This is a genomic window from Streptomyces sp. NPDC005811 (genome assembly GCF_040630405.1).
In the GTDB taxonomy this organism is placed as follows: domain Bacteria; phylum Actinomycetota; class Actinomycetes; order Streptomycetales; family Streptomycetaceae; genus Streptomyces.
On the sequence record NZ_JBEXXK010000025.1, the window covers coordinates 128,927 to 145,099 of the forward strand.

The window sequence follows — 16,173 nt, forward strand, 5'->3', positions numbered from 1 at the left end:
TCAGGCTCCGATCGGTGCGGTGAGGTCGCCGCCCTCGGCGAGCAGCGCGCGGATCCTCGTCAGACCCGCCTCGGTGGGAGAGGTCAGTGGCGGGCGGACGTGAGCGGAGGAGATACGGCCCTGCCGGGCGAGCACCCACTTCACCGGCGCCGGGTTGGTCTCGACGAACAGCAGGTCCACCAGCGGGTGCAGCCGGTAGTGCAGGTCACGGGCCGCGTCGAACTCGCCCGCCTCCCACAGCTCGTACATCCGCGCCACCGCGCCCGGCGCCAGGTTGGCGACGGCGGAGACGAAACCGGCGCCGCCGAGCGCCATCAGCGGCAGGCACAGCAGCTCGATGCCCGACCACACGAGCAGCGACCGCCCGCAGGCGTGCAGCACACGGGAGAAGTGCTCGAAGTCCTTCGTCGTCTCCTTCACGCCGACGAAGTTGTCGAAGTCCGTGAAGAGCCGCCTGACCGTCTCCGGCGCGATGTCCACGGCCGTGCGGGAGGGCACGTTGTAGGCGACGATCGGCAGGTCGGGGAACTCCCGGGCCACCGTCGCGTACCACGCGTACAGGGCCTCCTGGGTGGGGCGGGCGTAGTACGGCGTGATGACCAGGGCCGCGTCCGCACCCAGTTCCTGTGCGGCGGCGGTCATCCGAAGGGTCTCGTCGAGCTTGTGCGAGCCCGTGCCCGGTATGAACGGGACCCGGTCCTCGATCACCTCGACCGCGGTCCGCATCCCCGCGATCCGCTCGGCCACGCTCTGCGCGCTCGGCTCACCGGTGGACCCGCCCAGCGAGATGCCGTGCGTGCCGTTCTCCAACTGGAAGCGGATCAGCCCGGCCAGGCTGTCGTGGTCGACCGCACCGTCGGCGGTGAAGGGCGTCACGACCGGGGCGATCGAACCCCGGATCGTCGACGGGTCGCTGCGGAACTTCACTGTGTCTCTCCCTTGCACCAGTTCTCGTACACGTCCCGCCAGGCAGGGCCCAGCGGATACAGGCCGTCGATGCTCTCGCCGCCGGCGACCTGCTCAGTGATGAAGCGCTCCTGCCGCTCCTGCTCCCGGCAGTCGGCGACCAGCTCGGCGGCCAGGTCCGGGGGCACGACGACCACACCGTCCGGGTCGCCGACGATCAGATCGCCGGGCTGGACGAGGGCGCCGCCGCAGGCGATCGGTACGCCGGTGTCCCAGGGGACGTGGCGGCGGCCCAGGACGGACGGATGGCTGCCCGCCGCGAAGACGGGCAGGCCCATGTCCGCGACGGCGGCGCTGTCGCGGACGGCTCCGTCGGTGACGACTCCGGCCGCGCCCCGCCCGGCCGCCCGCAGGGCGAGGATGTCGCCGATCGTGCCGGCGCTCGGGTCGCGCCGGGCGTCCATGACGAGGACGTGCCCCGGGCGCAGTTCCTCGACCGCCCGCTTCTGGGCGTTCATGCCGGTGCCGTACCGCTGGAACAGGTCCTCGCGCAGCGGCAGATACCGCAGGGTGTGCGCGACACCGACCATGGGCGCCGAGCCCGGCCGCAGCGGCCGTACGCCGTCGACGGACATGTGGGGCAGGCCGCGGGCCCGCAGCTGCGCGCTCAGGGTCGCGACCGCCACCGACTTCAGGCCCGCTTCGAGGTCGGGGTCCAGCAGCGGCCCGACGGTGCCGTGGGCGGCGTCCCGTTCGGTCGGGTCGGCCTTGGGCATGGCGCCGTACGGCGCCAGCGAGGGCCCGGCGGCGACCGTGTTGCGCAGTCGTCCGGTCGACAGTCCACCGCCCCTGACCTCGACCTCGACCACGTCGCCGGGTGAGACCACCGAGGCCCCGGCCGGCGTTCCGGTCAGGATCACATCCCCCGGTTCCAGGGTCGTCAGCCGGGACAGGTCGGCGATCAGCTGCCCGAAGGGGAACAGCAGTGTGTCGGTCGTGTCGTTCTGGACGAGTTCGCCGTTGACCCAGGTCCGCAGCCGTAGGGCGTCGGGGTCGAGCAGGCGGGTGTCCAGCAACCGCGGGCCGATCGGTGTGAAGCCGTCGGCGCCCTTGGAGCGGAGGTTGGAACCGCGGTCGGCGTAGCGCAGGTCGTACACGCCGGCGTCGTTGGCGGCCGTAAGCCAGCGCACATGGGACCAGCCGTCCTCCGGCGACACATGCCGTGCGCGCGCGCCGACGACCAGCGCGATCTCGCCCTCGAAGCCGAGGAGTTCGCAGCCGGCGGGCCGGACGATCGGCTCGTCCGTGCCGGACAGCGACGACGGCGGCTTCAGGAAATAGGAGGGATGGGCCGGAGCCCGTCCGCGCTCCCTGGCCCGGCTGGGGTAGTTCAGATGGACAGCGATGATCTTCGATGGGGAGATCCCCAGGGGATGGGGCACGGGGCTCCTTCAGGTGCCGGGCGTCCGAGCGGTGCCGGGCGTGCGAGCGGTGCCGCGGACGCGCTCGCGCAGGGCGAGCAGTCCGTGCACCGCGTCCAGAGAGGGGGACCGGACACCGGTGCGGCGCGCGAGTTCGCGCACCGCACCGACGAGGGCGTCGAGTTCGAGGGGCCGGCCGCGGTCGGCGTCCTGCAGCATGGACGTGCGGAACCCGCCGAGCCTGCGGGCGATGGCGAGGCGTTCGTCGGCCGTCATGGCGCTGTTGATGCCCAGCGCCGCGCCCACGGCGGCCGTCTCCTCGAACATCGCGGCGCAGACCCGCCGTACGTCCGGGTCGTCGAGGATGTCCAGGACGGTGGCGCCGGTGAGCGCGCTGACCGGATTGAGGTTGACGTTGCCCAGCAGCTTCTCCCAGATGTCCCGGCGGATGTCCGCGCTGGGTTCCGGGTGGACGGGTCCCGCGGAGAGAGCCGCGGCGCATCGCGTGACACGGTCGGAGACTCCGCCCTCCGGATCACCGATGATCAGCCGGTCACCGCTGACGTGTGTCACTTCGCCGGGGCCGTCGACGATGCTGCTGAAGTGCGCGACGCCGGCCATCACGCGCTCGGCGGGCAGCAGGGCCAGCAGCTCGCCGTCGGGGTCGACCGAGCGCAGGACGGGGTCCGCCCCGGTGTCCTCGGCCGTGGACGGCAGCCACCAGGGCACTCCGTTGGCCACGACCAGGACGTCCGTGCCGCGTGCGATCCAGGTGCGGACCGAGCGGGCCGCGGGCAGCATGTGCCGGCTCTTCACGCAGAGGACGGCCAGATCCGGGACGGGCAGCCGCCCGGCGTCGTGGGCCGTGGGGAACCAGTACCGTTGCTCGCTCCCCTGCTCCTTGCCGCGCAGGGCGAGCCCCTGTGCGGCGATCGTGTCCAGGTGCGGGCCCGGCCTGCCGAGGAGGGATACCTCGGCGTCCGATGCGGCGAACGCCGAGGCGAGGGTGGCGCCGACGGCACCCGGCCCGACGATGGTGATGCGTTGTCCCATGGCAGTGAGCATGCGCTGCCCCACAGACGGCGACAATGTCGCCGCCTACACTCGTGGCCACTCACTGATGTACGTTCCGACATTCATGTGGGGTTTCCGCGCGAGAGGAAGAGGCGTGACCGCCATGCTCCTGGAACAGCTGGTCGAGGCTCTGCAGGACGACGTCGTCAGCGTGCTGTCGGAAGGCGCCGCGGCCGAGCCGAGGATCGCCGGTGTCGAGCTGTTGGACTCTCACGAGGTCGTGCGCGCGACCGCGTCCGGACACCTGCTGCTCGGTGTCGGCGTGGACGTCGCGGACGCCGATGCCCTCGACTCCGCCCTGCGGACGGCGGCGGACACGTGCTGCGCGCTCGCCGTCAAGTGTGAGGTCCCCGTCCGGGAGGACCTGCTGGCCCGGATCCGCCCCAGCGGGGTCCCGGTGCTGGCAGTCAACCCGCAGATGCCGTGGACACGGGTCCAGCGTCTGGTCACCACGGTCATGGCGGCGCGCGCGGCGGACTCCGAACCCGGTGGCTCGCCGACGGGGGGTGATCTGTTCTCCCTGGCCAACGCGGTGGCCGGCATCGTCGGCGGGGCCGTCGCGATCATGGACACCCAGCAGGTGATCGTCGCCTACTCCAATCTGCCCGACCAGCCCATCGACGAGACGCGGCGGCGCGGGATCCTGGGCAGGCGGGTGCCCGAGGACGCGATCGCCGACCACCTGGACCGGAAGGTGTGGACGAGCGACACGGTCGCCCGCCACCAACGGCCCGGGAACCTGCCGAGGCTGGCCGTGGTGATCCGGGCGGGCGAGGACGTCCTCGGCTCCCTGTGGGTGGCGTTTCCCGACGACGCCCCGGTCCCCGAGTGCGGGCCCACCCTGCAGGAGGCGGCCCGGGTCGCGGCGCTGCACATGCTGGCGCTGCGCCGCCAGGTCGACGCGGAGCAGGAGAGCCGCGACCGCGCGCTGCGCTCCCTGCTGGAGGGCCGGGCAGGACAGAGCGGCCTGCCCGACAGCGTGTGCCTCCCCGGCGTCCTCGTCGGGATGACCGAGGTCACGCAGGCGGCGGGCGACGAGGCCGCCGACGCCGGCGCCGCTGCCCGCCGACGCGCCGCTCTGCTGCGCCTGGTGGACCTCGCCGTCCTCGACGGCCGCTCCCTCGGCTACGAACCGGCGGCCGCCCTGCTCGGCGACCGCGTGTACGTCCTGCTGCCCACCGCCGGTTCCGGGCCCGTGTCCACCGGCGTCCTGCTGGACCACCTCCTGGACCGGGCCCGGCACAGCCTGCACCGCTCGTTCGTCGCGGTCAGCTCACCCGCCGTGGGTGCCCTGTCCCCGTTGCTCCGGGCCCGCCGCGACCTCGATGCGGCCCTGGACCACCTCCGGGAACACGGTGCCGGTCCGGGCGCCTACCGCACCGAGGAACTGCGGCCGGAGCTGGTGCTGCGGCGGCTGGTCGGCGCGGTGCGCGGCGACGCCGAACTGCGCACCGGCATCGGCGAACGCCTGCGGGCGTACGACACCGAGCACGACACCGAGTACGCGACCACCCTGGCGGCGTATCTACGGCACTTCGGCGACGTCGTCGCGGCCAGCGGCGAGCTTCACATCCACCAGAACACGCTGCGCTTGCGACTGCGGCGGGCCGAGCAGCTGTTCGGGGTCGCGCTCGCCGATCCGACCCGCCGCCTGCTGTTGACGCTGGAACTGGCGGCACTGACCCAGCCGTAGTGTCGGCTCTCACAGCGCTCGACCATTTTTCATGGCGGCCTCGACATTGGCTGCCGGGTGTTCCCCCACCCATGCTCCTGGACACCGAGGCACGCCTTCCCGCAGAGGCGACGCCCGTGAAGCGATCGAGGAGCACAGCAGTGACCGTTCTGGACACGCGGACGCACACGACGAAGCCCACGAAGCCCGTGGACATGAGCGGGGCGGAGTGGCAGGCGCGGCTCGAACTGGCCGCGTGCTACCGGATCTTCGACCACCTGGGCTGGGTCGAGATGGTCTTCAATCACATCACCGTGCGGGTGCCCGGCGAGGACGGGCATCTGTTGATCAACCCGTTCGGTCTGATGTACGACGAGGTCACCGCCTCGAACCTGGTGAAGATCGACCTCGACGGGAACGTCCTGTCCGACTCGGAATGGCCCATCAACGAGGCGGGGCTGCTGATCCACTCGGTGATCCACGCCCAGCGGCCCGACGCGCACGCCGTCATGCACACCCACACCACCGCCGGCACCGGCGTCGCCTGCCTGCGCAGCGGGCTGGACCGGGACAACTTCTACGCCGCCCAACTGCACGACATGGTCTCGTACCACGACTTCGAGGGCGTCACCGTCGACCCCGAGGAGAAGCCACGCCTCGTGGCCGACCTCGGCGAGCGGAACTTGATGATCCTGCGCAACCATGGTCTCCTTGCGCTCGGCCCGACACTGCCCGCGGCGTTCTCCGCACTGTGGACGCTCCAGCGGGCCTGCGAGATCCAGCTCGCCGCCCAGTCCTCCGGCGAGCCGCTCATGCCGGTGACCCTGGACGCGGCCGTGCGCTCCACCAAGGAATCCTTCCAGATGGGCGACCGCACACAGGCGGGCCGGACCCTCTTCACCGCGCTGCGCCGTCGCATCGACCGCATCGCCCCCGACTACGCGGTCTGACCACGTCCCCGCGGCACCACCCCCGCACGGTCACGCCCCCACCCTGATCCCCACCCCCCATTCGCTCATTCCTTCCGCTCGTCTCTTCCGCTCATCCCTTCCGCTCCGGGCCAACGATGACCCGACTACGAATCGGACGTGCCATGTCCCAACCCTCGACGGCACTCGGCCGCCGGCACCGCACGGTCGCACTCGCCGCCATGGCGGGCACCACCATCGAGTGGTACGACTTCTTCATCTACGCCCTGAGCACCGGCCTGGTCTTCAACCAGCTGTTCTTCGAGGGTTTCGGCGAAGACTCGATGATCATTTCCTTCGCCACCATCGGCATCAGCTTCTTCTTCCGGCCGGTCGGCGCGGCCCTCGCCGGCCACCTCGGTGACCGGATCGGCCGCCGGGCCATGCTGATCGCCACCCTGGTGCTGATGGGTGCCGCCACGACCTTCATCGGTCTGGTGCCCACCCGGGCCTCCATCGGCATGGCCGCCCCGGTCGTCCTGGTCTTCCTGCGCATCCTGCAGGGCCTGTCCGCCGGTGGCGAGTGGGGAGGCGCCGCCCTGATCGCGGTGGAGCACGCACCCACCGGCAAGCGCGGCCGATTCGGCGCCTTCCCCCAGCTCGGAGCCCCCCTGGGCCTGCTCCTGGCCAACGGCGTCCTCGCCCTGATCACCGCCCTCACCACGGACGATCAGTTCCTCGCCTGGGGCTGGCGCATCCCCTTCCTGCTGAGCGTCGGTCTCGTCGCCGCGGGCTTCGTCATCCGCCGCAAGGTCGAGGAGAGCCCGGTCTATCAGGAGCTGAAGGAGTCCGGGAACGACGCGCGCACTCCGCTCGCCGCCCTGTTCAAGAGGCACTGGCCGCTCGTCATCGGCGGTGCGCTGCTCTTCGCCGCGAACAATGCCGTCGGCTACATGACCACGGGCGGCTACGTCCAGGCCTACTCGGTCAACCACCTCAAGATGGACAAGACGACCATCCTGATCTGTGTCATGGTCGCCGCTGCCGTCTGGCTGACCAGCACCATGATCGGCGGAATCCTGTCCGACAGGATCGGCCGCATCCGCGTCTACCGGATCGGCTTCGTCATCCAGCTCGCCTGGATGTTCCCCTTCTTCGCCCTGCTCAACACGGCCGAACCCGGCCTGATCGTGCTGGCCCTCGTCCTGTACAGCGTCGGCCTGGGCCTGACCTACGGTCCGCAGGCCGCCCTGTTCTCGGAGATGTACCCCACCGCCGTCCGCTACAGCGGCGCCGCGCTGTCGTACGCCATCGGAGCCGTCCTCGGCGGCGCCTTCGCCCCCATGATCGCCGAGGCCCTGCAGACCAGCACCGGCACGGTCTACTCCGTGGCCGTCTACCTCACGGCCGTCACCGTCGTGGGCCTCGCCACGTCCTTCTTCGTGAAGGAGCGCAAGGACGTGCCGCTCGGCGGCGCCGTGACCGACCAGCGGGACGGGCAGGCCACCGTCAACGCCTGAGGCGCGGTCGGCCTCGGCCCTCCAGCTGGTTGATCCATCATTCATCTACTTGATGCATCATCCGTCCTCTCGGCCGCCGGGCCGGGAGGACCTTTTCGGCAGCCCGGAAACAGTCCCCGCCCCCTGCCCCCCGATCGCAAGGAGCCCCCATGAACGACCCGACGACCGGCACCACCCAGGGCCCCCGCCACAGGTCCCTCACGCGCCGCCGCTTCTGGCAGTTCGGTACTGCCGCGGCGGTCACGGTCGGCGCGGGCACGCTGCTGCGCGGTCAGTTCGCCGGTGCCGCGGACGCCTCGACCGCACAGGACTACTTCGACCGGGCTGCCGAACGTGCCGGTGACAACCCCGTCCTCACCGACCTCGTCGCCGCGCTCGGTTCCGGCTTCAGCGTTCCGCGGCCCGCCGCGCCCGAGCCGCTGAAGATCTTCGACGACGTCGCGGTGGTGAGCATCGGCTGGGTGTCCGCCACGGCGATCCTCACCTCGGACGGCATCGTCCTCATCGACGCCCTGACCTCGCCCACCGACGCCCAGCAGACCCTCGTGCCGGGCCTGCGCACCCTCGGTGCCGACCCGGCGGCCATCAAGTACGTCGTCGTCACCCACGGCCACGGCGACCACTTCGGCGGTGCCCAGTACCTCGCCGACACCTACGGCGCCCGCGTCCTGATGGCCCCGGCCGACTGGGACGCGCTCGCGTCCACCCGGCCCGCCAACGCACCCACCCGCGATCTGGACATCACCGACGGCCAGGAACTGACCCTGGGGGACACCAGCATCACGCTCCACTACACGCCGGGTCACACGCCCGGCACCATCTCGCCGATCTTCCCCGTCCACTGGCATGGCACCGCCCACACCGCCATGCTGTGGGGCGGCACCGGCATGCCGACCGCCACCGCCGACAAGCAGACCTACCTCGCCTCCGCCCAGAACTTCAGCTCCCGGATGAAGCGGGCTGGGGTCGACGTCGAACTGAGCAACCACGCGTTCTGCGACCACGGCCTGGAGCGCCTGGAGGAACTGCGCGGCGCGCCGGACCGTGCCGACAACCCCTTCGTCGTGGGCGCCTCCGACACACAGCTCTTCATGAAGGTGCTGAAGGACATGGTCAACGGTCGCATCCTGCAGGACCAGGAGTCCGCCGACTCCGCCGCTGCGGGGAGCGCCGCCACCAAGGCGGTGGCGCCGGCCACGACCACCCCGCGCACGGGCTGCGGCTGCTGACGGCAGCGGTCAGGAACGGTCGAGCCGGGCGCACGACGAGCGCGAACAGGGGTGGAGCGGGTGCGCTCCCTCATCCGGGTGTACAGCGGGGCGCGGTCGGAGGAGAAGGCCGGCCGCGCCCCGTCGTCATCTCGTCCGTCAGCAGCCGCAGCCCGCGTGCGGGGCCGTGGCGGCCATCGCCGCGGCCGTGGCGGCGGCGTCGGCGGACTCCTGGTCCTGGGCGATGCGTCCGCGCAGCATGTTCTCCATGACGTCCATGAAGAGCTGTGCGCCGGAAGTGCCCAGGACGAACGGGTTGTCCGTGGTGTTCGGCGACGTGCGCAGCTCTGCCATGCGCTCCAGGCCGTAGTCGCAGAACCCGTGGTTGCTCAGCTCGACGTCGACCCCGGCCTGGCTCATCTTGGAAGCGAAGCTGAGGACCGAGCTGAGGTAGGTCTGCTTGTCCGCGGTGGAGGTGGGTGGATTGGTGCCGCCCCACACCATGGCGGTGTGGGCGGTGCCATGCCAGTGGACGGGGAAGATCGGCGAGATGGTGCCGGGCGTGTGACCCGGCGTGTAGTGGAGCGTGATGCTGGTGTCCCCCAGGGTCAGTTCCTGGCCGTCGGTGATGTCCAGGTCGCGGGTGGGTGCGTTGGCGGGCCGGGTGGACGCGAGCGCGTCCCAGTCGGCCGGGGCCATCAGGACGCGGGCGCCGTAGGTGTCGGCGAGGTACTGGGCACCGCCGAAGTGGTCGCCGTGGCCGTGGGTGACGACGACGTACTTGATGGCCGCCGGGTCGGCACCGAGGGTGCGCAGGCCCGAGACGATGTAACGCTGGGCCTCGGTCGGATTGTTCAGGGCGTCGATGAGGATGATGCCGCCGGAGGTGAGGATCGCCGTGGCGGACACCCAGCCGGCGCTGAGCACCGCGACGTCGTCGAAGATCTTCAGCGGCTCGGGCGCGGCGGGCCGCGGAACGCTGAAGCCGGCCGTGAGTGCCTTGACGAGGCTCGTGAGAACCGGGTCGTCACCGGCCAGTTCGGCAGCCGTGTCGAAGTAGTCCTGTGCTGCCGCGGCGGCGGTGCGTCCCGGAAGCAGGGCTGTCGCGCCGGAGGTGAGCGCCACGGCGGCGCCGAGCTGCCAGAAGCGCCGGCGGGTGAGGGAGCGGTGGCCTGCGGAGAACGCCGGGTGGGCCAGGTCGTGTCGCGGCTCGTTCATGTGTGCGGCTCCTTGCTGGGAGATGTGACGCTTTGCAGCAGGTGTGAAGGAGCATGGGCGTGGGGCCCCTGGAGGACCAATATCGAGGCCGATAGTGATGACGTTCTTCCAGTGGCCGACGCGACATTGGAAACGGTCGGGTTCTGGGACGCGCCAGAAGAAGTTGACGCATCACTCAAAGCCTGCTTTGGTTGATGCGTCAACGATAGTTTCCGAGGCAGGGGTAGCCGGCATGAGTGAGAAGAAGGTCATCGCGGTCGCTGGAGCCACGGGCGCGCAGGGCGGCGGTGCCGCACGCGCGATCCTGGCCGATCCGGACTCCGGATTCACGGTGCGCGCGCTCACCCGGAACCCCGACTCGCCCGCCGCCAAGGAACTCGCCGAACTCGGTGCCGAGGTCGTGCAGGCGGACTTCTATGACGAGCCGACCCTGCACAAGGCGTTCGAGGGTGCCTACGGTGCCTTCCTCGTCACCAATTTCTGGGCGCACGGATCGGCGGCCAAGGAGACCGAGGAGGTCGAGAACCTCGTCCGCGCGGCCAAGGCCACCGGTCTGCGGCACGTGGTGTGGTCGACGCTGGAGGACACCCGTGAGCTGCTGCCCCTGGAGGACGAGCGGATGCCCGTTCTCCAGGGCAAGTACAACGTGCCGCACTTCGACGCCAAGGGCGAGGCCAACGAGCTGTTCCGCCGGGCCGGAGTGCCGACCACCTTCCTGAACACCACGTTCTTCTACCAGGGCTTCCTGTCGATGATGGGTCCCAAGCGGGCCGAGGACGGCGTGCTGACGCTGACCCTGCCCTTCGAGGACGGCAAGCGGCTGTCCGGCGTGGACGTGGACGACATCGGCCGCACCGCCCTGGCCGTCTTCAAGGGCGGCGAGCGCTTCATCGGCCACACCGTCGGCCTCGCGGGCGACCACCTGACCGGCGCCCAGTACGCGGAGAAGATCGGGGCCGCGCTGGGCGAGCGGGTGCGTTTCCAGTCGGTGCCCTACGACGTCTTCCGCTCCCTCGGTGTTCCGGCGGGCGACGAGATCGCCAACATGTTCCAGTACTACGGCGACTTCGACCGGGAGTTCACCGGAGCCCGCGACCTGGACGGGATCCGGGAGATCCACCCGGAGCTGAAGAGCTTCGACACCTGGCTGGCCGAGAACGCGGCCCGCATCCAGACGAACTGATCCACCGCCGTCCACCGCGCGATCCGTCATCCCGGCAGGCCGGCCCGGCCCGCCGGGATGACATGGGGCGTTCGGCACGGTGTCGCACAGCGCCTCGAAGGAGTAGGGGGACGGGGCCAGAGTGCGGCGCACGGCGACGTGGCCGCGACGACGGGCCTGTTGGCGAACATCCCGTCCGTCGGCCTCGCATCCAGGTCACGCCACAATTGTGGCCAATTTCAGCCGTCAACGAGCACGGAATGCCACGGTAGTTGACACCTCACGCCCCCGGGCAGCAGGATCGGGTCGCCGCGTGAAGGCGGCACGGGCAAGAGGGGTGACCTCCCGATGGCGTTTCAGGCAGGAGGGCAGCGGTCCGTACCGCGGCCCGTCCCCGACACTCTCGAGGCCCAGGCGTATCTGCAGGACTACGCCGCCTACCTGGAGGCTGTTCCCTTCCCGTCCGTGGTCCTCGACCACCGCTGGGACGTGGTCCAGGCCAACACCGCTTTCGAGACACTCTTCGGGAACGTGAGCCCGCACCCCACGGCCTTGCCCTGGGACAACTTCCTGCGATTCGTCCTCTTCCACCCGGACGCGTCGTCCGTCCTCGCGGACCACGAGTCAGGCTGGTGCCTGCCGATGCTCGCCTGCTTCTCGGCGGCCGTGGAGCGGCACGGGCACGACGCCGGGCTCCAGGCGATCCGCCGGGAGATCGCGCAGGACCCGATCATGGAGGCCGCGTACCGGCAGGGGCTGCCGCACTGGATCCGCGCGGTCGGTGAGGTCGCCGTCGAACTCGACGGCGCGGTCCGCTCGTTGCACCATCCCGACGCGCGCAGGGGTGACACCCGGTGCCGTATCGTCGTCGAGACCCCGACGACGCTCCTGGACATGGGGTACAGGCGGCTGACGCTGGTGCTGCGCGAGCCGCGCCCCGTGCCCGCGCCCCGCGGAATCCGACGTGGCACCCCCCGGCGCGCAGCGGGCCACCTCAGTGTGGTGCCCGCCCCCCGGGCCTGACCGGGCACCGTCGGCGTTCAGGTCGCCGACGGCGCCTGGTCGGCGCGAACTTCGCCCAGGCCTCGCCGCATGGTCGCGTGTGGGCTGCTGACCTGCGGAAACAGCCTCGAAGTGCTGCGGAAGCGGATCGTCGGCGTGCTGCCGCGCTCGGCGAACCTTCTAGGGGTGGATGGTTGCCCCCGGCGGTGCGGGGTCGGGGCTGATGATGAAGTCCTCCGGCCAGACCGTGAGTTGAATGTCCTGGCCCGCGGCGTCGATCACGTCGTGCAGGTTGCCGTACTCGCCCCGGTCCAGCAGGAAGAGGGGATCGTCGCGGTGGACCGGGTCGCTCCGCAGCCAGGCGTCGAAGCCGTTGAAGTCGGTGGCCCCCGCCGCGAGGTAGGGCACGATCCGCCGGAACAGCTTGGGCCACATCACCAACCGCTGCAGCGCGTCGAGATCCGGGACGTCGGCCTTGCCGTTCGGGTCGGCCTTCGAGCGGGGCCACACCCCCGCCCCCGCTGTTCGCGCCGCCCGGGACGTCGTCGTCAGGTGGGTGCGGAGCGAGGCGGGCAGGGTCGCGTAGAACGCCGGGTAGGCCAGACCCTCGGTGAGCAGTGTCGCGTTGGCGGACCGGTCCACTCCGGCCTCGTCCAGGAATACGTCCGCCCCGTCGGGCTCGGCCGGGTCACCCGGGTGGACGAACCCGATCATGCGGCCGTTGGCGTCGATCCCGTTGGAGAGGACGTATCCGCGCACGCTGTCCTGGTCGGCCGACTCGACCTTGTTCGGATGGTCCTCGAAGAAGGTGACGTTGGTGAACCCGAGGAGCTGCAGCAGCCTGTCACGGGCCTTGTCGGCGCCGTCCAGTTCCTGGTGGGTCTCGCCGAAGTGCGTCTCCAGTGCGTCGATCGCTTCCAGCCGCACGGAGATGCCCCGGGCGTTGATGTCCGGCGGTGTACCTGACGGCCGACGCAGGCCCTCGACCAGGGCGGGTGTGTCCGGATGGAACTTGACCGTGTCGCCGTCGGGCTCCGGCCCCTGCCGCGGGAGGTCGGGATAGCGGATGACGAACAAGCCGCGCAACAGCGTGTAGCTCATGGCACTCCTCCCGCCGATGACCAATCAGATAGTAACTCAAAGAGAGTGGGCGTGCACTCTCTGTGGCGAGTGGGCTTGTCGGGCTTCCGTGCGCCGCCTTCCGCACCGGTACGCAGACGCCCGACGCCCTCGCCGACATCGGCTACACGATCCCCGGCCAGGCGTGGACGTACTGGCACCTCGGCCCCGGACCGGGCCCTGACTCCCGCGCCGGCTGCGTTCGTCAGTGGCGCCGGGTCAGGTCCCGAGGCGGCGGTGGTCCTCCTCGTCCCAGGTCCGGGTGTCGCGCGGCTCGACGTACGGCTCCTCCTCGGCCGGGTGGCCCCCGGCGACCGCGCGTTGACGAGCCAGCTCGGCGTCACACTCCAGGCCGAGCAGGATCGCCAGGTTGGTGATCCACAGCCACACCAGGAAGATGACCACGCCCGCGAGAGCGCCGTAGGTCTTGTTGTACGAGGCGAAGTTCGCCACGTACAGAGCGAACCCGGCGGAGGCGGCCATCCAGATCAGCAGCGCCAGGAAGCTGCCCGGCGTGATCCAGCGGAAACCGCGCAGGCGCGCGTTGGGAGCGGCCCAGTACAGGACCGCGATCATCACGGTGACCAGGAGGATCAGCACCGGCCACTTCGCGTACGACCACACGGTCAGCCCCGTGTCACCGACCCCGAGCGCCGTGCCCGCCTGCCGGGCGAGACTCCCGGTGAAGACCACGATCAACGCGCTGATCACCGCCATCACCATCAGCACGACGGTCAGGCCGACCCGTACCGGCAGCACCTTCCACACCGGCCGGCCCTCGGGGATGTCGTAGACCGCGTTGGCGCTGCGGATGAACGCGGCGACATAACCGGACGCCGACCACACCGCGAGCACCAGGCCCACGACGGCCATGAGCGAGCCGAGCCCTCCCCTGCCCTGCATCTGCTGCACCGCGCCCCGCAGGATGTCCTGGGCCGCCCCCGGGGCGAGCTTCTGGATGTTGTCCAGGACCGCCCGCGTGGCGGACTGCCCGACGACTCCCAGCAGCGACACCAGCGCCAGCAGCGCCGGGAACAGCGCCAGGATCGAGTAATAGGTCAGTGCCGCAGCCCGGTCGGCGAGCTCATCCCTCTTGAACTCCTTCAGGCTGCCCTTCGGCACCGCTACCCAGGAGCGCTTCGGCAGATCGCTCGGTTTGTCCGGGGCCCGCCGCTCCGCACGCTCGCCCGGCCCGTCGGCGGCCGGGGCATGCTCGTCATGGCGTCTGTGCGGCTTCAGCGTGCGTACCATTCCGCACGAGTTTCCGTATCGCTGCAACTTATACATAAATTACGTAAATGTGCCATCCAGGTCCCGCGCCGGGACGAGCGAAGTTGATCTTCGCTGCGGTGGTGATCAGGGCGCCCATGTTGCGCTCCATCATTTCCAGCGCGGCGGACTCCAGTACAGGACGCGCTGTTCGGTGACCTGGCCGCTCAGTACGACGTGCCCGACGGCAGTCGCCACAGCAGATAGGCCAGTGGGGTTTCGTAGAACTATGAGCAGCTCGGCGTCCTCGTGGTCGTACGTGTTGATCATGTCGATCACGAGGAGAGCGAGCCCCGTCGTGTCTGCCGTTCGTTCCATGGTCTTCGCCGCCCGTCCGGTTGGCGAACGCCGAACCCGGGCGTCGTCCCTTCCGGTGGCGCCGTGGTGAGGACGCGCTGCCGAGTACCCGGTGGCCTGCGGGCCTAACGAGGGAGGTGACCGGTGTGGCGTGCCTGTGGTCCTCGGACTGCTCACCCGCGTCAATCCCCTCGTCCTGACCACGAGGGGCGCCTCCGCTGCGGTGCACAGCGCCACCGCGCCGTACGACGTGTCACTGGCCACCGGAGAGCGTGAGATCCGCCCCGTCGAGCAGCACGCTGCCCAAGGAACGTCCTCTGTCGGCCGCGTACCTGGCGGGGCTCGCCGGGGTGATCGGGGTGGGCGTGCTGGCCGGCCGCGTGAGCCGTGGTCCATTGGTTCTCGCGTGGGAGGGGCATGGCCCTCACGGTGGTCGTGGGCGTCGTGTGCCTGAGCGCATGCAGCACCCTCGGTGAACGGGAAGCTGCCGGCACTCGGTCTCGGGGACGGACGCGCCGGTCACCAGGTCGCGGCCGTACGTCTCGCAGTCGTCGGGAGCGGCCCACCGGATGCCGCCGGCGCCGCGCAGCCGTCCGTACGTCATGCCGGTGCGGTCGCAGCAGGATGTCCAGGTCCGGTCGGGGAGTAGTCCTCCAGGAACAGCTGGCCGCTGGTGCAGAAGCCGATCGAGCCGGGTCCGCTCTCGTCCAGCAGCTCCCTTGCGCGGGCGGTGATCCGGTGCATCGCCTTGTCCAGCCGCACGGAACCAGCCGTCCGCCGTCCCGGACCAGGGGAGTGGTCAGCCGGTCCTCGGCGTGGTTGGCCTGCCGGCCGAACAGGTCCTTCGGGCCCAGCCGACCGTGGTTCGCCCGGTCACCGGGCCGCCCGCGCACCCCGAGTTCCGCCCGTCGGCGACCGCGACGTCCACCGCGTCTCCGTCGGAGTGCAGCAGTGACGCCGTCGGGACCCATCGCTCGACCGTGTCGGCGCTGACGCCGGGGGCGAGACAGGAGTCGACCTGCACCGGCCTTACCCTCACCCTCCCCCTCAACGGCCGAGCGCGTTCTGCAGCTGCTCCTTGGTCATCGAGGAGCGGCCGTCGATGTTGCGCTTCCTCGCCTCCGCGTACAGCTGGTCCTTCGTCGGACCCTGCGCGCTGCTGTGCCAGCGCTGCCCGCCGCGCTCGGAAGCGGACTTCGGGTCACGGGTGGACGTCCTGCTCGCGGTCCTCGACTCGCCCGACCTCGCCCGCTCCTTGTTGACCGTCCGCGCGGCGATCTCCTTGGCCCGCCCGGCGGACTCGCGCCCCGGTCCTCGGCGCTCTTCCTGATGTGCTCGTACTGCCGTTCCCGCTTGGCACTCGATCCGGCCGGCATGGCGTTCCTCCTTACCCTTCT

Annotated in this window: 13 protein-coding genes and 3 pseudogenes; 7 read left to right on the forward strand and 9 right to left on the reverse strand. The window is 70.6% G+C overall.

The genetic code is table 11. The features are described from left to right. Genes dapA through ABZ490_RS26555 form a run of 3 tightly spaced genes read right to left on the reverse strand, consistent with a single transcriptional unit; the run spans position 1 to position 3,380 of the window. A complete protein-coding gene (dapA, locus tag ABZ490_RS26545) occupies positions 1-927 on the reverse strand; it encodes a 4-hydroxy-tetrahydrodipicolinate synthase (protein WP_358994712.1) in 927 nt (308 codons plus the stop codon). Beyond that, positions 924-2,348, reverse strand: coding sequence for a fumarylacetoacetate hydrolase family protein (locus tag ABZ490_RS26550; RefSeq protein WP_358994715.1), 1,425 nt, complete (start codon positions 2,346-2,348; stop codon positions 924-926). The genes dapA and ABZ490_RS26550 overlap by 4 nt, the downstream gene beginning before the upstream one ends. Before the next feature lie 9 nt (positions 2,349-2,357). Then, positions 2,358-3,380 (reverse strand): 2-dehydropantoate 2-reductase, encoded by a 1,023-nt coding sequence (locus ABZ490_RS26555; RefSeq protein WP_358994718.1) that lies wholly within the window; start codon positions 3,378-3,380, stop codon positions 2,358-2,360. Positions 3,381-3,504: 124 nt separating this feature from the next. Between ABZ490_RS26555 and ABZ490_RS26560 the strand changes: the two genes are divergently transcribed. From ABZ490_RS26560 to ABZ490_RS26575, 4 genes are all read left to right on the forward strand, one after another. Continuing rightward, positions 3,505-5,094 carry a helix-turn-helix domain-containing protein gene (locus tag ABZ490_RS26560; RefSeq protein ID WP_358994778.1) on the forward strand — a complete coding sequence of 530 codons (1,590 nt, stop codon included), beginning with the start codon at positions 3,505-3,507 and terminating at the stop codon, positions 5,092-5,094. 140 nt (positions 5,095-5,234) lie between these two features. Further along, positions 5,235-6,023 (forward strand): class II aldolase/adducin family protein, encoded by a 789-nt coding sequence (locus ABZ490_RS26565; RefSeq protein WP_358994721.1) that lies wholly within the window; start codon positions 5,235-5,237, stop codon positions 6,021-6,023. 143 nt (positions 6,024-6,166) lie between these two features. Then, positions 6,167-7,501: an MFS transporter gene (locus ABZ490_RS26570; protein WP_358994724.1), complete on the forward strand. Its 1,335-nt coding sequence runs from the start codon at positions 6,167-6,169 to the stop codon at positions 7,499-7,501. 149 nt (positions 7,502-7,650) lie between these two features. Further along, the gene (locus tag ABZ490_RS26575) at positions 7,651-8,730 is read left to right on the forward strand and encodes an MBL fold metallo-hydrolase (protein WP_358994727.1); all 1,080 of its coding nucleotides are present in this window, start codon (positions 7,651-7,653) and stop codon (positions 8,728-8,730) included. Between the two features lie 138 nt (positions 8,731-8,868). Here ABZ490_RS26575 and ABZ490_RS26580 read toward each other — a convergent pair whose 3' ends face one another. Then, complete coding sequence (locus ABZ490_RS26580) at positions 8,869-9,927, reverse strand: MBL fold metallo-hydrolase (RefSeq protein ID WP_358994730.1); 1,059 nt, start codon at positions 9,925-9,927, stop codon at positions 8,869-8,871. 232 nt (positions 9,928-10,159) lie between these two features. Between ABZ490_RS26580 and ABZ490_RS26585 the strand changes: the two genes are divergently transcribed. Further along, the gene (locus ABZ490_RS26585; RefSeq protein WP_358994733.1) at positions 10,160-11,110 is read left to right on the forward strand and encodes an NmrA/HSCARG family protein; all 951 of its coding nucleotides are present in this window, start codon (positions 10,160-10,162) and stop codon (positions 11,108-11,110) included. A gap of 327 nt (positions 11,111-11,437) precedes the next feature. Next, entirely contained in the window at positions 11,438-12,112 is a 675-nt protein-coding gene (locus ABZ490_RS26590) for a hypothetical protein (RefSeq protein WP_358994736.1), read from the forward strand. Positions 12,113-12,271: 159 nt separating this feature from the next. Here the strand turns inward: ABZ490_RS26590 and ABZ490_RS26595 are convergent, their stop codons facing one another. After that, positions 12,272-13,192: a hypothetical protein gene (locus ABZ490_RS26595; protein WP_358994738.1), complete on the reverse strand. Its 921-nt coding sequence runs from the start codon at positions 13,190-13,192 to the stop codon at positions 12,272-12,274. Between the two features lie 125 nt (positions 13,193-13,317). Here ABZ490_RS26595 and ABZ490_RS26600 point away from each other — a divergent pair. Then, positions 13,318-13,395: pseudogene (locus ABZ490_RS26600) on the forward strand (flavodoxin family protein); the annotation flags it as partial. Between the two features lie 34 nt (positions 13,396-13,429). Here the strand turns inward: ABZ490_RS26600 and ABZ490_RS26605 are convergent. The 4 genes and pseudogenes from ABZ490_RS26605 to ABZ490_RS26620 form a co-directional block, all read right to left on the reverse strand. Continuing rightward, positions 13,430-14,461: a YihY/virulence factor BrkB family protein gene (locus ABZ490_RS26605; protein WP_358994741.1), complete on the reverse strand. Its 1,032-nt coding sequence runs from the start codon at positions 14,459-14,461 to the stop codon at positions 13,430-13,432. A gap of 129 nt (positions 14,462-14,590) precedes the next feature. Then, positions 14,591-14,797, reverse strand: a complete 207-nt coding sequence (locus tag ABZ490_RS26610; RefSeq protein ID WP_358994744.1) for a hypothetical protein — start codon at positions 14,795-14,797, stop codon at positions 14,591-14,593. A gap of 624 nt (positions 14,798-15,421) precedes the next feature. Continuing rightward, a pseudogene (locus tag ABZ490_RS26615) lies at positions 15,422-15,815 on the reverse strand (molybdopterin-dependent oxidoreductase); the annotation flags it as partial. A gap of 8 nt (positions 15,816-15,823) precedes the next feature. Then, positions 15,824-16,152, reverse strand: a pseudogene (locus ABZ490_RS26620) (plasmid stabilization protein). Positions 16,153-16,173: the final 21 nt, after the last annotated feature.

Excerpts from the sequence above, each read along its gene's own strand:
- ABZ490_RS26595 (WP_358994738.1), bottom strand. The coding sequence starts at position 13,192 with ATGAGCTACACGCTGTTGCGCGGCTTGTTCGTCATCCGCTATCCCGAC.
- ABZ490_RS26585 (WP_358994733.1), top strand. The coding sequence starts at position 10,160 with ATGAGTGAGAAGAAGGTCATCGCGGTCGCTGGAGCCACGGGCGCGCAG.
- ABZ490_RS26590 (WP_358994736.1), top strand. The coding sequence starts at position 11,438 with ATGGCGTTTCAGGCAGGAGGGCAGCGGTCCGTACCGCGGCCCGTCCCC.
- ABZ490_RS26575 (WP_358994727.1), top strand. The coding sequence starts at position 7,651 with ATGAACGACCCGACGACCGGCACCACCCAGGGCCCCCGCCACAGGTCC.
- ABZ490_RS26570 (WP_358994724.1), top strand. The coding sequence starts at position 6,167 with ATGTCCCAACCCTCGACGGCACTCGGCCGCCGGCACCGCACGGTCGCA.
- ABZ490_RS26555 (WP_358994718.1), bottom strand. The coding sequence starts at position 3,380 with ATGGGACAACGCATCACCATCGTCGGGCCGGGTGCCGTCGGCGCCACC.
- ABZ490_RS26610 (WP_358994744.1), bottom strand. The coding sequence starts at position 14,797 with ATGGAACGAACGGCAGACACGACGGGGCTCGCTCTCCTCGTGATCGAC.
- ABZ490_RS26605 (WP_358994741.1), bottom strand. The coding sequence starts at position 14,461 with ATGGTACGCACGCTGAAGCCGCACAGACGCCATGACGAGCATGCCCCG.
- ABZ490_RS26560 (WP_358994778.1), top strand. The coding sequence starts at position 3,505 with ATGCTCCTGGAACAGCTGGTCGAGGCTCTGCAGGACGACGTCGTCAGC.
- ABZ490_RS26580 (WP_358994730.1), bottom strand. The coding sequence starts at position 9,927 with ATGAACGAGCCGCGACACGACCTGGCCCACCCGGCGTTCTCCGCAGGC.